The sequence below is a fragment of the Raineyella antarctica genome (assembly GCF_900092135.1).
Taxonomy (GTDB): Bacteria; Actinomycetota; Actinomycetes; order Propionibacteriales; family Propionibacteriaceae; genus Raineyella; species Raineyella antarctica.
Genome location: NZ_FMYF01000002.1, coordinates 82,733 through 97,135 on the forward strand (window position 1 = coordinate 82,733; position 14,403 = coordinate 97,135).

Sequence of the window (14,403 nt, forward strand, 5' to 3'; positions counted from 1 at the left end):
AGCGGTCATCAGCACGAACTCTGCGTACGGGTGCGGCGGCGGGTCCATCCCGATCTACGCTGCTCCTTGAGCGACGGGGGAGGAGTAGCCCTCGGCGGCTCAAGCTGCCTCCCTGGTGATCTGGTTTCCCGGGTGGAGCACGAGCTGAGCAACAACCACCAGGAATCCATCCGCCGCGGCTGGGTGAGCATTCGCCTGTAGCCGCTCGTTGGCGGTCACATCTGCACAATGAGGGCCCGTCCCGGCTTGACCTGGGGCGGGCCTTCAGGGCTATCTGCGGTTCGTCCACGACACCACCCCACGGCACCCCCACGTCGCGGCTGAGGCCAGGGCCAGCGACGAGTCATCTACGACCCAGGGCAAACGGCGGAGGTGGACCTCGTTACCGCGGGTTGTCGTCAGGCAAGGCACTGGTAACATTTGTGCACGTATCTTGGCACATAGGGGTGAAGTCATGATTACGACCAATGGACGCATCTACCAGACATCGGACCTGTCGGGACGCGGCCGCAAGGAGTTCATCGAGGCGGCCCAGCGGGGCCCGACCACTCTGCGTACCCCCGAGGGGGAGTCGCTGGTGATGCTCCCCGCGGCAGACCTGGAGCACCTGGCCGGCATGCGGGACCATGCGCTGAACTTCCTCATGCTGGACAATGCCATGTCGCGTCCGCGCGAACAGCGCCGAGCTGCCGACTTCGGTGGGTGGGCGTTCGTGGCGTCCTTGGACGAGGGGCAACTGACCGAGTTCCACTCAGAGGTCAATGACGCTCTGATCCGGGCTGGCAGTGGTCAAGCCATCTCCTTGGTCGACGACCTCCTGGATGAGTGGCGTGCCACAGCCTCTCTGATGGCTGATCCCGTCAGCAGGGGCATCCTCGAGGAATCGATGGACATCGAGGAGTGGACCGAGGTCGGTCCCGATGACTGGGCGACCGCTCAAGGAGCCTGAGCGGTCGTGTCACCTCGCGCGTACAGTCCGTACGAACCTGCGCCGCGCCCGGGTGGCCGTCCGGAGGACCCACCAGAATGGCGAGTTTTGGTCCACCGGAAGTTCGCCGCCCTCTGGGCCGAGTTGCCTGATCGAGTCGGGCTCCAGAATGCTACGCGTGCCTGGGACTACCTGGCCCACACGCCGAACAAGCCTCCCCGGATCGGTCAGTGCACCAAGCTCAAGGGCACGGACAAGTTCGCCAAAGACGGTTGGTCCGCCGTCTACCACTACGAGGTGAGTGGCGCCGGGCGCATCGACTTCCAGTACAACGCGGCGTTCACCGGGGGTGGGCATGGAGATGCCCATCCGGTGGTCCGGATCATCCGGCTGGATCTGGACAGTCACTGAGGGCATCTGCCCGCATCGGGGCACTAGTGCCGGCGGCGCCGCCGCGCTGCCCGCTGGGCTGCCCGTGGCCGTCGGCGGCCCCGTCCTAGGCTCTTTCGCCGGGCCAGTGCCGCCGACGAGGCCGATGGTGCCGGAGCATCGCCCGGTGACGTGCGGGGGATCGTGTTCAGGACCTTGATCGCCTCATGCTCGATGGTGGAGGGAGCTGCCGAGGCCACCGCGGTCCGGGTGCCCCAGTTGTCGACGTCGTACCACCGGCCGTAGGGCGAGCGCCACAGCCACTGGCCGGGTTGGACCTGCCGGCACCGCCAGCCCGCATGCGTCTTGGCTCGGTGCGCGGACCGGCCGAGCGGCCCCAGGTTCTCCACCCGGGTCTCGCCGCCCTCCGCGTACGGCTTGGTGTGGTCCAGGTCCGAGTGCCGGGCCCGGCGGGTTCCCCAGGGGAACACCTCGTACGGGTTGGCCAGCGTCACCTGCTCGCGCATCCGCTCCGGGATCTCGTACGCGTCCACCGGCTCGGAGGTGCGGTGGTCGATCACGCAGGTCACTCGTACGTTCGAATCCGCCAGCAGCTCGCGCAGGGCCTGGACCGGGACCGCGCCCTCGCCCTCCAGCCGGGCGACACCGTCCGCGCCCAGACGCTCGGCATTGAGGTGCAGGTAGAGCCGGACCGGCGGCTTGAGCCGGTCCGCCGAGGCGTTGTCCCCGGCCAGCAGGGCGGCCGCCCGCTCCGGGGTGGCGAGGATGCCCAGGGCCCGCGCGCGGCGGGCGTCCAGGCTGTCCGTGTCGCCGTTCTGGCCGAGCCGGTGGGCCAGCCGGGAGATGGTGGCGTCCAGCTGCAGCGCCTCGGGCGTGCCGAGCCGGGCCACGAACGTACGCACCCCGGCATGACCGCGCTCGTCGCGGGCCACTCGCGCGAACCGGCCGGTCCGCGCCCGCTGCTCGGCCTCGGCCGCCCGGTCGGGGTCGGCGTTGACGATCTCGCCCTCCACCAGCGCCTCGAGCCGCGGCCAGGAGACCGTGCCCAAGGCGGGTGCGACGTTGCGGTCGACCTGCAGGGCCCGCGTCCGGTCCAGACCGGCCCAGCGCACCGCCTGGGCGACCTTCCGCGCCTGCCAGACCGGCACGCGGCCCGCCATCACCGCCTGCCACAGCCGCGGATGGCGCCAGCTCGCCGACAGGGCGTCGGCGACCATGCCACGGGCGGACTGGTGCGTCGTGCGCAGCAGGGCGGCGAGCTCCAGCACCAGGAACTCCGGCACGGTCGGGCAGCCGTCGCCACCGAGGTCGACCAGCTGCTCGCCGCCCTCCAGGTGCTCCTGCGCCGGCGGCGGGGCGATCGAGGCGAGGTGGCCGATCAGCGCGAACTGCCGCGCCTCGGTGGCGGCCCGCAGCGTACGCAGGGCGTCCATCTCGTCCAGTGCCCCCTGTACCGATCCGGGCAGCACCCGGTCGGGGTCGAGGGCGATGGGCATCACCACGTCGGCGACAGTGGTCTCGGCCTCGTCGATCGGGCCGGTGTCGAGTTCTGGCGCGTCGAGCCGCGGCGTGGTGTCGGAGCCCGCCGCCAGGTGGGCGCCGGTCTCGAGATAGGGCTCGAGATAGGGGTCGTCATAGGGGTCGTCGGGGTCGGGTTCGGGGGCGTCGAAGAGTGTCCCGCTCATGTCAAAGAGCCTAGGAATGGCCTCTGACATTTTTTCGGACACCCGAACGATTGCTCACCGATGTGCGGGCGCCGCTGGGTGGCCGCCGCGGGATGCGCGCCCGCCGCGGGCGGCTCGGCAAGGGGTCGCGACTCAGCTCGTGGTCACCTGCCTGTGCTTCTCGACGTACGCGTCGAAGTCCCACGCCGGCCGGTCCGCGCTGCCCTCGAGGAACTGTGTCGCAGCCTTCCGCCCGTTCTGGTAGAGCATCTCCCGGTCCTCAGGGCCCAGGTCGAACTGGGTCGTACGGACCTTGCCGGTGTCGACGAAGATGGTCCGGTCGATAGCGTCGGAGGCGTCGATGTGCTGGCCGTCGTAGAAGCCCATCATCGTGCGCAGCATCGCCCGCGCCAGCCCCACCGGGCCCTTGATCGTGTTCTTGATCCCCAGGCCCGCCTGCGGCTTGCCCGACAGCTTGACCCCGATCGTGGGCCACCGCGGGGCGACCCCCATCGGCGCGTCGAACACGCTGATCGGATAGTTCGACAGCATTCCGCCGTCAACCAGCCAGGTGACCGTGCCGTCGTCCTGGGTCCACTTCACCGGTCGGTAGAAGAACGGGATCGACATCGACACCCGCACCGAGTCGACGATCCGCTGGCTCCCCGGGTCACGGCCGTAGTCCCCGAAGTCCCACGGGAAGTAGCGCAGCCGGTTGTTGGTGAGGTCGGAGCCGGTCACCATCAGGCGGAAGCGCCGCGACTCGGCCACCACCTTGTCCGGATCGGGATCCTCGTACGGCAGGTCGGCGAAGGTGCCCTTCCAGCCGGGGCCGCCATAGGTGCGAAGCTGTTCGTCCAGCCATTGCTTCAGGTAGTCGCCGTGGTAGATGCCGTTGTGGACCCACAGGTCGATGGCCTTGCCGGTCAGGATGTTGCTGAACCTGCCGCCATCCATGAACTTGCGGTAGTCGGTGTTGCGCAGGATCTCGACCATGGTCGAGGTCGGGATCCCGGCGGCGACCAGCGCCCCCGCGATGGCTCCGGCGGACGACCCGGCGACCCGCCGGAAGACGTAGCCGTGTTCCTCGAGCACTTCGAGAGCGCCCACCAGAGCGATGCCCTTGACCCCGCCACCCTCGAGCACCAGGTCCGTCGAGCGGGCAGGAAGCTGTGATCCCCCGTGATCAGCCATGTGATCAGGGTGGCACCGCCGCGGATGAGTGGTCAATCCCTGCCGGCGAGGCCTGCCGCGAGGCCCGCGGCGGGACCTCAGTACGGTCTCAGTACGCCGCGGCGCGGGAAGGGCTCGTCAGTCCTCGAGCTCCGAGAGCTCCTCGTAGGCCGCCCGCAGCACCTCGTTCATGAAGGGGCTGGCCCCGGCGAGAATGATCCGGTCCTGGTCCTTGCGGCGATTCCTGGTCATGGCTGTCTTCCTTCGCGTACGACGGTGGTGGTATCACGGGCGACGCCGTTGTGCTCGACGCGGCGAGTTTACGTACGTCTCAAAACTAAAGCAACCCTTACTGGACCGCTCGGCATCCCGATGCACGGCACCCAGGGTCCGCTACGAGGCATCCGCCAGGGCGTTGGTGCCGTTGAAGACGTCGTCCTTGATGATCCGGGCGACCTTGTCGGGCTCCTCGAAGATCGGGCTGTGCGCGGACTCGGTGAAGAGGTAGAAGCCCTTCACGGGGGCGTCGAGCTGCCTGAGGTACTGCTCCGACATATCGTGGTTGACGGTGTAGTCGTACGCCCCCGAGAAGAAGTACGTGGGCACCTCCAGCGCTGTGACAGTCGTACGGGCCACCCTGCCGGGGCTCATCACCAGCAGCACGCCTCCGCACAGCAGGGCGGTCGCGGTGATGGCCCCGAGAAGGATCCCGAGAGAGCTGGTGATCCGCTTCCCGGGGCCGGCCACGACCTACTGCTTCCGGGCCCTGCTGATCTCGTACAGGGCGATGCTCGTCGCCACGCCGGCGTTGAGCGACTCGACCTCGCTGGCGATCGGGATCGAGGCCAGCACGTCGCAGTGCTCGCGTACCAGTCGTCCCAGGCCCTCGCCCTCCGAACCGACCACGAGCAGCACCGGGCCGGCGGCGTCGGGCACGTCGGCGATGTCGGTGTCACCCTCGCCGGCCAGCCCGATGACCAGGAAGCCGGCCTTCGCGTAGTCCTGCAGGACCCGGTTCAGGTTGGTCGCCCGGGCCACCGGGATGCGTGCCGCGGCGCCGGACGAGGACTTCCAGGCGGCGGCGGTCATCCCGGCCGAGCGACGCTCCGGGATCACCACGCCCTGGGCGCCGAAGGCGGCCGCGGAGCGGATGATCGCGCCGAGGTTGCGCGGGTCGGTGACCTGGTCCAGGGCGACGATCAGCGGAGCGCCCGGAGACTGCAGCACCTTGTCCATCAGCTCGTTCGGGTGCGCGTACTCGTACTCGGGCAGCTTGATCGCCAGCCCCTGGTGCACGGCGCCGTCGGTCAGGCGGTCGAGCTCGTTCTTGGTGGTCTGCAGCATCGGGATCGACTGCTCGGCGCAGGTCTTGAAGACCTCGCGCACACGGTCGTCCCGGTCGATGCCCTCGGCGATGTAGACGGCCACCACCGGGATGCCGACGCGCAGCGCCTCGAGCACCGAGTTGCGGCCGGCGACCCAGTCGGCGCCGCCGCGGGGCTGCTGCTGCGTACGCTGCTGCGGGCGGGACGAGTCGCGGGCCACGGCGGCCTGCTTGCTCTTGTAGGCGCGGTGGTAGGTGCGGTCCTCGGCCTTGGGGGTCGGGCCCTTGCCCTCCAGGCCACGACGGACCCGGCCGCCCGAACCGGCGGTGTTGCCCTTGCCCTTGTGACGGACGGCGCCGCGTCGCTGGGAATTACCTGGCATCAGTGCTTCACGCTCCACTTCGGGCCCTGGGGGGTGTCCTCGACCTGGACGCCCAGTGCGGCCAGCGAGTCACGGATGCCGTCGGCAGCCGCGTAGTCCTTGCGCGCCCGGGCCTCCTGACGCTGGTCCAACAGGGCCTTCACCAGGCCGTCGACGACCGGGGTGAGATCGGCGCCGCCTCCGGCGTACGCCGCCCAGATCGGATCGGCCGGGTCGAGACCCAGCACGCCGAGCATGGCCCGCACTGCAGCGTACGCCTTCCGGACCGCATCGGCGTCACCGGCGTCCAGCGCCTGGTTGCCCTGCTTGATCGTGGTGTAGATCGTGGCGACGGCCGTGGGGGTGCCCAGGTCGTCGTCCATCGCGGCCACGAAGGCCTCCGGCAGCGGGTCGGCGGGGGCCGTGTCGCCGACCAGGTCGTGGGCCCGGTCCAGGAAGGAGTCGATCCGCGCCAGCGAGGCGGTCGCCTCGGCCAGCGAGGTGTCGGAGAACTCGATCGCCGAGCGGTAGTGCGGCGCCAGCAGGTAGAAGCGGACCGCGCGCGGCGGGTACTGCTGGGTCACCTCGGTGACCAGCGCCCCGTTGCCGAGCGACTTCGACATCTTCTCCCCGGCGGCGGTCACCCAGGCGTTGTGCATCCAGAAGTTCGCGAACGGGCGGCCGGCCGCGGCCGACTGGGCCAGCTCGTTCTCGTGGTGCGGGAAGCGCAGGTCCAGGCCGCCGCCGTGGATGTCGAACGCGTCGCCCAGGTACTTGCCGGCCATCGCCGAGCACTCCAGGTGCCAGCCGGGCCGGCCACGGCCCCACGGCGTCTGCCAGGACGCGGTCTCCGGCTCGGAGTCGTCGGTGCGGCCCTTCCAGAGGGCGAAGTCGTGCGGGTCGCGCTTGCCGCGCGGGTCGGAGTCCTCGGCCGGCTCCATGTCGGAGACCCGCTGGCCGGACAGCATCCCGTAGTCGGGCCAGGACTGGACGTCGAAGTAGACGTCGCCCGAGCCGTCCTCGGCCGCGTACGCGTGGCCGCGCTCGATCAGCAGCTGGACCAGTTCGACCATCTCGGGGATGTGGCCGGTCGCCCGCGGCTCGTACGTGGGCGGCAGGCAACCGAGGGCCTGGTAGGCGCGGTGCAGCTCCAGCTCGAAGTGGTAGGCCAGCGCGTACCACTCGATGCCCTGCTCGGCGGACTTGCGCAGGATCTTGTCGTCGATGTCGGTGACGTTCGCGACGATCTTCACGTCGTAGCCGGAGGCGGTCAGCCAGCGGCGCAGGACGTCGAAGACCACCTCCTTGCGGATGTGGCCCAGGTGCGGGGCCGACTGGACGGTCAGGCCGCAGTGGTAGATCGAGACCCGGCCGGGGACCAGCGGGACGAACTCCCGGGTCCGGTGCGTCATCGAGTCATAGAGGTGGAGCGTCACGGGGGACAGCCTACCGAGAATCGGCGATCACTGGTCCGGGGTGGAGCGGCGGACGGCGCGGGCGCGGATCGCCGACATGTCCAGGTACTCCTGCGGGAGGTCCTCCTCCTCGCCGGTCTCCCAGCCGTCATCGAAGTTCGGGACGTCGTCGAGGTCGTCGGCGTCCGGCTCGGCGCTGATGCTGGCCAGGTAGTCGCGCTGCTGGCCCGGCTCCGGGGGGCGGACGACCGAGAGCTCCTCGTCCGGGAGCTTGCTGAGGATGTCGCGGACGTAGCCCTGGGTCGCCTCCAGCAACGGGATCTCGTGCCCGGCGGCCTCCGACCGGTACCACCGGTAGTCGAGCATCTCGTGGTAGACCTGCGCCGGCTCCAGCTTGGAGGCGTACTCGCGCGGGACCAGGTGCAGCACCGGCTCGAAGCACTCGGTCAGCCACTGGTGCGCGACGACCGACTCGTCCAGGTTCTGCTGGCCGGTGCGGGCCCGGTAGGAGTCGAGGTCGTTGAGCAGCCGGCGGGCCTGGTTCTCCTCGGTGTCCAGGCCGGTCAGGCGCATCAGCCGGCGGGAGTGGTGCCCGGCGTCGACCACCTTCGGCTGGATCCGGATCGTCGATCCGTCGATGTCGGTGGTGATGTCCAGCTCGGCGACGTCGAAGCCGAGCGCGTTGAGGCGGCGGACGCGGCCCTCGATCCGGTGCATCTGGCTGCCGTCGAACTCCTCGACACCGGTCAGCTCGTGCCACAGCTCGCGGTAGCGGGTGACGATCGTCTCGACCAGTTCCTGGGGGTCCAACGCGGAGTCCAGCATCCCGCCGGCCTCCAGGTCCAGGAACTCGCCGAACAGGTTGATCCGGGCCATCTCCAGGTCGTGCTCGCGCTGGCCCCGCGACAGCTGGTCGTGGAACTCGCCGGTCTCGGCATCGACCAGGTGGGCGGCGAAGTCGGAGGCGTCGCGGCGGAACAGCGTGTTGGACAGCGACACGTCGCCCCACAGGAACCCGATCAGGTGCAGCCGGGCCAGCAGCACCACCATGGCGTCCAGCAGCCGGGTGACGGTGTCGGACCGTACGCCCTTGGAGAAGAGCGTCCGGTAGGGCAGGGAGAACTGCAGGTGCTTGGTGATCAGGATCGGGTCCAGCGGCTCCCCGTCCGCCGAGATCCGCTTGGTCACCACGCCCATCGGCTCCACCGCGGGGGTGTTCAGCCGCATCAGGTCGTGCAGCAGCCGGTACTCGTGCATCGCCAGGTGCTCGACGACCTCCTTGGCGGCGTACACCTCGTGGCCGACCCGGATGAAGCGCACCACGTGGCGGGAGATGCCCCGTGGCAGCGCGACCAGGTGCTCCGCCGGCCACTCGGCCAACGGAGTTCCCCACGGCAGCGGGAGCAGCCGGGCGTCAGGGTGCGCTGAGAGAAAGCGAGGCACGGTTACCAGTGTCTCAGGGTGCGCAAGGGGGCTCGACCAGTGCCCCGGAAAAGTGACCGGGGCCACGCGATCTGTTCTGGTCCATGGCACGTCTCCGGTCAGGAGATCCGCAGGCCGCTGCGGTTGTCGAAGACGTGGACGTCGGACGGGGCGACCACCAGCCGGAGCCGGTCGCCGCGCTGTGGGGTCCGGCGGGCGGCGATCCGGGCCACCAGCTGCCCGGACTCCTGCCGGGAGCTGAGGATGCCCGCCGCGGGCGTGCCGTACAGGTAGGAGTCGGAGCCGAGCTCCTCGACCACGGCCACCGTCATCGCGATGCCGCGGTCGTCCTCGGCCAGGGTGAGCAGCTCGGGCCGTACGCCGAGGGTCACGCCGGCGACCGGGTCGGCCCGGTCGAGCACCTCGCGGGGGACCGGTACGACCCAGTCGCCCAGCTGGACGCCGCCCTCGACGGTCGGCCCGGTCAGCAGGTTCATCGACGGCGATCCGATGAAGCTCGCCACGAAGAGGTTGTGGGGGGTGTCGTACAGCGCGATCGGACTGTCGACCTGCTGCAGCACGCCGTCCTCGAGCACGGCCACGCGGTCGCCCAGCGTCATCGCCTCGATCTGGTCGTGGGTGACGTAGACGGTGGTGATCCCCAGCCGGGTCTGCAGCGAGGCGATCTGCGTACGCGTCGAGACGCGCAGCTTCGCGTCCAGGTTGGAGAGCGGCTCGTCCATCAGGAAGACCTCGGGCTCGCGCACGATCGCGCGGCCCATCGCGACCCGCTGGCGCTGGCCACCGGAGAGGGCCTTCGGCTTGCGGTCCAGGTAGTCCTCCAGGCCGAGCAGCTTGGCGGCCTCCAGGACGCGGGCGTTGCGCTCCTCGGTGGGGACGTTCTGCATCTTCAGGGCGAAGCCCATGTTGTCCGCGACGGTCATGTGCGGGTAGAGCGCGTAGTTCTGGAAGACCATCGCGATCTCGCGGTCCTTGGGCGGCAGGTGGGTGACGTCCTGGTCACCGATCCAGACCGAGCCGGAGGTGACCTCCTCCAGGCCGGCCAGCATCCGCAGTGCGGTGGACTTCCCGGATCCGGAGGGGCCCACGAGGACCATGAACTCGCCGTCGGCGATCTCGAGGTTCAGTTCGGAGACGGCAGCATGATCGCTGCCCGGGTAGACACGGGTGGCGTCCCGGTAGGAGACGGAGGCCATGGTGGTTCCTTTCCACGGGCGGCACGTGCCCGACGATCCGAATGGAATGAGCTGCCAGTATCGCAACCCGGGGGTGCGGCCCCGCCATCGGTGTCGGTTGTTGTTCTCAGGAACCCTCAGGCCAGCACGACCGGGGAGACGTGGTCGTCGACGGGCAGCTCGTCGACCTCGGCCCGGACCAGGTACCTGCGCAGCGACAGGCCCGCCCCGTAGCTGGACAGGAACGCGGTGTCGGCCGCGTCCCGGCCGGTGGCGATCCGCACCATGGCCTGGCGGGGGGCCAGGTCGGTGGGGTCCAGCACCAGCCAGCGCCCGTCCACCCAGACCTCCGCGACCGCGTGGAACTCCATCGGGTCCAGCCCCGGGGCCCAGACGCCGACGAACCGGGCCGGCATGTTGCGGGCCCGCAGCATCGTCACCACCAGGTGCGCATAGTCCCGGCAGACCCCCTTGTGCGTACGCAGCACGTCGACGGTGGAGTCCGAGGGGCCGGTCGAGCCGGCGACGTAGTCCAGGGTCCGGCGGACCCAGCCGCAGACCGCGTCGGCCAGGTCGAGGCCGGACAGGCCGGCGAAGTTCTCCCGGGCGAGCGCGCCGAACCGGTCGCTCTCGCAGTAGCGGCTGGGACGCAGGTACGTCGGCAGGTCGACCGGCTCGCCCGGGGCGGCCGGGGCCCGGCCCTCGATCACGGCGTCGTACGCGAGGGTGAAGTCCACCGGCCGCTCGGTCGGGGCGTCCGGGCCGAACCGGTGCAGCCGGGTGCCGTGCGGCCCGGCGATCTCGCAGACCTCGACCCGGTGGCCGTCGATGGTGGCGAGCAGGGACTCCTGGCCGGGCGCGTACGTCGCGGCGGCGGCGAGGATGCCGTAGACGGTGGCCGGCCCGGAGATGGTGCCGGAGAGGGTCGTGTGGAGGGTGCGCCGCATGCGGATGTTCTACTCGTGCCGGAGGGTGCTTGTCGACTCGGGCGGCGTGCCGGGGCGCCCCGTATGATCTGCGCATCCCCTTGGAAGGACCCGCATGACCCCGACCCCCGATGACCCGCACGGAGCCGACGCGGTCCCGGAGGAGGAGCGGCCCTGGTGGGACGACCCGTCGCTGCCCTGGGCGCACGAGCCGACCCGCAAGGACATCGTCTGCTGGACGGGGATCGCCGTCGTGGGCGTGTACTCGCTGCTGATGCTGCCGCTGCGCCCGATCCTGCTCGGGTACACCCCGTACGTGCTGGCCGGCATCTCCGGGTCCCGTACGGCCGTGGTGATGATCGGCGCGCTGGCCGCCACCGGCGACCACCTGTGGTGGCTCGGCTGGCTGCTGGCCACCGTCAGCGTGGTGAAGTTCGACTGGGTCTACTTCTGGGCCGGCAAGCTGTGGGGCCGCGGGCTGATCGAGGTGATGACCGGGGACTCCGAACGGGCCCGGCGGCGCAACGAGCGGGCCGAGCGGTTCGCGCTGCGCTGGTCGGTGCCGGCGGTGGTGCTGACGTACCTGCCCGTCCCGCTGCCCGGCCCGATCATCTACGCCACCGTGGGGGCGGCCGGGATGTCCTGGCGCCGGTTCCTGGTGGTCGACGTCCTGGCCGCCGGCTTCCTGCAGGCGCTCTACCTCTACCTGGGCTACCGGATCGGCGAGCCGGCCGTCCACCTGGTGACGCAGTACGCGAAGTACAGCATCTGGCTGTCGCTGGTCATCCTGGTCGTGATGGTCGTCGGCATGCTGTGGAACAACAGGCGCCGCGCCGCCGCGAGGTCCGACGCGGCCTGACGACCGATCAGGAGCCCAGCTCGTCCAGGGCCAGCCGGAAGATGTCGTAGGCGTGCTGGTCCCGCAGCACGAAGGTCACCTCGGCGACCTGGGTCGGCGTGGTCGACGTGGTGGTGATGGCCACCCGGGCCGCCTCGAGCAGCGGCCAGCCGTACGCCCCGGCCGAGATCGCCGGGAAGGCGATCGTGGTGACGGCCAGCTCGTCGGCCACCCGCAGGCACTCGCGGTAGGCGGACATCAGGATGGCCGTACGGTCCTCGGTCGGGGACCAGATCGGGCCGACGGTGTGGATCACCCACTGGGCCGCCAGTTTACCCGCGGTCGTGGCGACGGCGTGGCCCGGCATCAGGCCCTCGCGCAGGCTGGTCTCGCGCAACCGCTGGCAGGCGGCCAGGATCTCCGGACCGCCAGCGCGGTGGATCGCCCCGTCCACCCCGCCACCGCCCAGCAGGCTCGGGTTGGCGGCGTTGACGATGGCGTCGACCCGCTGGGCGACGATGTCCCCCAGGACCAGGCTGACCGCTGCGTGGTTGGTCACCTCAGCCCTCCTGGCCCGAGTCCCAGAAGTTCGTCTGGTAGTTCAGCACGTCCCCCGGATCGAAGAGGTCGTCCACGCCCTCGGTCGCGGCGATCTCCTCGCGGCTGGGGGAGCTGGGGCGGGTGGAGACCGCATTGACCTCCAGCAGCGGGCGCAGGCCCGCCGTGGTGGTCAGCTGGCCCAGCCCCATGTAGTTCAGGATCGCCATCGCGTAGCCGAGGTCGCCCGGCGGCACCGGCGTGGCACCGGCCAGCTCGGCGAACTGCTGCGCGGTGTCCTCGACGGCCCCCTGGTCCAGCAGTTCGAAGTCGTGGCGGGTGAGCACCGTGACCACGTCGCCGAGCGCGACCTCGGAGACGTCGTCGCCGGAGACGGTGGTGGGCTGCCGGTCGGCCGGCGCGCTCGTGGCGCTCGGCTGGTGGAGCTCGGGCCCGACCTCGGCGTCCTGGTCCTGGTCCTGGATGAAGTCGAAGCCACGGCCGGCGTACGCGACCTGGGCGTCCTGGAAGTCGAGCAGTGCCCCCTCCAGGCGGATGTTCGCATCCTCCAGGTCCCGCGGGTCGGAGTGCCGGTCCAGCGCCTCGAGGCGCTCGAGGTGGATCAGGACGGACTCGGCGAACTGGCGACCGCGACGGACGAGTTCCTGGTACGCGTCGGGGGACCACGCGGCAGAGGCTCCCGAGTCGGCAGCGGAGGGAATGGGGACCATGTCACTAAGGTAATCGCCCCGGGCCCCCTGCGGCGCCGGGGACCGCCGGTCCGCACGGAGTGGAGCTCCCACAGGGAGTCGAACCCTGATCTGCTCTTTACAAGAGAGCTGTTCTGGCCGTTGAACTACGGGAGCACAGGGCCCCATTGTGCCGTGGGGCCGGGCCGATGTCGAAAATTCCCTGTCGGGGACCCGGCTCAGACGCCGGGTGCCGCGATGAACGCCGTCCCGGTGCCGTCGATCGTGGCCCGCTCGTGGGCGGCGAACAGGATCGCCCCTCCCTGCGGCAGGTCGACCGGACCCTGGTCGGTGTCGATCCGCAGGCTGCCCTCGACGGCCAGCACGATCCGGGCCCTGCCGGTCGCGGGCAGCTCGACCGGGCCGGTCAGCCCGTCGGTCCGCCAGACACCGAACTCGGGGGCCGGGGTGTCGTAGTGCCACAGGCCGGGGGCGACCTCCTCGTGGCGGACCAGCAGTGGCTCGTGCGGGCGGAAGTCCACCACGGAGGCGAGTGCGTCGACGTCGACGTGCTTGGCGGTCAGCCCGCCGCGTACGACGTTGTCGGAGGTCGCCATCACCTCGATCCCGGTGCCGTGCAGGTACGCGTGCAGCAGGCCGGCGGGCACGTACAGGGCCTCGAAGCGCTGCAGGGTGGTGCGGTTCATCAGCAGTGCGACCAGGATCCCGGGGTCGCCGGGGCACTGCTCGGCCAGCTGCACGGCCGTCCGGGCGAACAGTCCCAGCGGGCCGGCCGCGTCCACGTACGTCCCGGCCACCGCGACCACCGCGTCGACCAGGCCGCCGTGGGGCAGGTGCAGGAAGGACACGCAGACCGACCGGATCGCCTCGGCGGCGTCCTCGGGCCGGTGCAGCGGGGCGACCATCGTCGTCACCTCGACCAGGTCCAGTTGTTCGAACAGCGCGAAGGACTCCCCGGGCGCGCGGAACCCGTACAGCGCCTCGAACGGGCCCAGCGCGCAGAGCAGTTCGGGCTTGGGCCAGTTGTCCCGGTAGGTCCGCATCGGGTGGTCGCGAGGGATGCCCGCGGCGTCCTCCTCGGCGAAGCCCGCCTCGGCCTGGGCCCGGGAGGGGTGCGCCTGCAGCGAGAGCTGGCGCTCGGCGGCGAGGATCTTCATCAGGAACGGCAGCCGGCCGCCGAACCTCTCCCGGCACTCGGCACCGAGCAGTTCTGGCCGGTCGGCGATCAGCGCGTCGAGGGCCAGGCCGTCCGCCCGGGAGGGTGCCAGTGGGTGCGCCCCGAGCCAGTACTCCGCCTGCGGGGAACCGTTGGCCGCCGTCCCCAGGATCTGCGGAATGGCGGTGGGGGAGCCCCACGCGTAGTCCTTGACGACTCCTGTCAGGTGCTTCACGGTCTCCCCGGGGCTGGTGCGGACGCAGGCTGCGGCGCGCGCGCAGTTCCCGACGAGTGTAGACGCGCGCGGCGCCCGGGGCGTATTCGCGCACCGGCCGGCGGACCGCGACGGCGCCTAGACTGGC

The 14,403-nt window shown here is 70.6% G+C and carries 14 protein-coding genes and 1 tRNA gene; 3 read left to right on the top strand and 12 right to left on the bottom strand.

Annotation, left to right across the window (positions count from 1 at the left end; genetic code table 11):
• Positions 1-454: 454 nt before the first annotated feature.
• Positions 455-949, top strand: coding sequence for a hypothetical protein (locus GA0111570_RS02865; protein ID WP_092606187.1), 495 nt, complete (start codon positions 455-457; stop codon positions 947-949).
• Positions 950-1,036: 87 nt separating this feature from the next.
• On the top strand, positions 1,037-1,339 hold the full coding sequence (locus tag GA0111570_RS02870) for a hypothetical protein (protein ID WP_092606189.1): 303 nt from the start codon (positions 1,037-1,039) through the stop codon (positions 1,337-1,339).
• A gap of 23 nt (positions 1,340-1,362) precedes the next feature.
• Here GA0111570_RS02870 and GA0111570_RS02875 read toward each other — a convergent pair whose 3' ends face one another.
• The 8 genes from GA0111570_RS02875 to GA0111570_RS02910 all read right to left on the bottom strand — a co-directional run bounded on the left by GA0111570_RS02875 (position 1,363) and on the right by GA0111570_RS02910 (position 10,821).
• Positions 1,363-3,003, bottom strand: coding sequence for an HNH endonuclease signature motif containing protein (locus tag GA0111570_RS02875; protein WP_092606191.1), 1,641 nt, complete (start codon positions 3,001-3,003; stop codon positions 1,363-1,365).
• Between the two features lie 132 nt (positions 3,004-3,135).
• Positions 3,136-4,176, bottom strand: coding sequence for a patatin-like phospholipase family protein (locus GA0111570_RS02880; protein ID WP_092606193.1), 1,041 nt, complete (start codon positions 4,174-4,176; stop codon positions 3,136-3,138).
• A 372-nt stretch (positions 4,177-4,548) separates the two neighbouring features.
• Complete coding sequence (locus GA0111570_RS02885) at positions 4,549-4,902, bottom strand: alpha/beta fold hydrolase (protein WP_092606195.1); 354 nt, start codon at positions 4,900-4,902, stop codon at positions 4,549-4,551.
• Positions 4,903-4,905: 3 nt separating this feature from the next.
• Positions 4,906-5,862: a 23S rRNA (guanosine(2251)-2'-O)-methyltransferase RlmB gene (gene rlmB / locus GA0111570_RS02890; protein ID WP_092606197.1), complete on the bottom strand. Its 957-nt coding sequence runs from the start codon at positions 5,860-5,862 to the stop codon at positions 4,906-4,908.
• Positions 5,862-7,277, bottom strand: coding sequence for a cysteine--tRNA ligase (gene cysS / locus GA0111570_RS02895; RefSeq protein ID WP_092606199.1), 1,416 nt, complete (start codon positions 7,275-7,277; stop codon positions 5,862-5,864). Before cysS ends, rlmB begins: the two co-directional genes overlap by 1 nt.
• 27 nt (positions 7,278-7,304) lie before the next feature.
• The gene (locus tag GA0111570_RS02900) at positions 7,305-8,699 is read right to left on the bottom strand and encodes a DUF4032 domain-containing protein (protein ID WP_092606201.1); all 1,395 of its coding nucleotides are present in this window, start codon (positions 8,697-8,699) and stop codon (positions 7,305-7,307) included.
• 98 nt (positions 8,700-8,797) lie between these two features.
• Positions 8,798-9,895, bottom strand: coding sequence for an ABC transporter ATP-binding protein (locus GA0111570_RS02905; protein WP_092606203.1), 1,098 nt, complete (start codon positions 9,893-9,895; stop codon positions 8,798-8,800).
• A 116-nt stretch (positions 9,896-10,011) separates the two neighbouring features.
• Complete coding sequence (locus GA0111570_RS02910) at positions 10,012-10,821, bottom strand: transglutaminase-like domain-containing protein (protein ID WP_092606205.1); 810 nt, start codon at positions 10,819-10,821, stop codon at positions 10,012-10,014.
• A gap of 94 nt (positions 10,822-10,915) precedes the next feature.
• On the opposite strand from GA0111570_RS02910, the gene GA0111570_RS02915 reads away from it, so the two are divergent.
• The gene (locus GA0111570_RS02915; RefSeq protein WP_092606207.1) at positions 10,916-11,659 is read left to right on the top strand and encodes a DedA family protein; all 744 of its coding nucleotides are present in this window, start codon (positions 10,916-10,918) and stop codon (positions 11,657-11,659) included.
• Between the two features lie 7 nt (positions 11,660-11,666).
• Here the strand turns inward: GA0111570_RS02915 and GA0111570_RS02920 are convergent, their stop codons facing one another.
• The 4 genes from GA0111570_RS02920 to manA form a co-directional block, all read right to left on the bottom strand.
• Positions 11,667-12,197 (bottom strand): O-acetyl-ADP-ribose deacetylase, encoded by a 531-nt coding sequence (locus GA0111570_RS02920; protein WP_092606208.1) that lies wholly within the window; start codon positions 12,195-12,197, stop codon positions 11,667-11,669.
• A 1-nt stretch (position 12,198) separates the two neighbouring features.
• Entirely contained in the window at positions 12,199-12,906 is a 708-nt protein-coding gene (locus GA0111570_RS02925) for a hypothetical protein (RefSeq protein WP_092606210.1), read from the bottom strand.
• 60 nt (positions 12,907-12,966) lie between these two features.
• A tRNA-Thr gene (locus GA0111570_RS02930) sits at positions 12,967-13,041 on the bottom strand.
• A 62-nt stretch (positions 13,042-13,103) separates the two neighbouring features.
• Positions 13,104-14,276, bottom strand: coding sequence for a mannose-6-phosphate isomerase, class I (gene manA / locus GA0111570_RS02935; protein ID WP_092606211.1), 1,173 nt, complete (start codon positions 14,274-14,276; stop codon positions 13,104-13,106).
• Positions 14,277-14,403 lie beyond the last annotated feature (127 nt).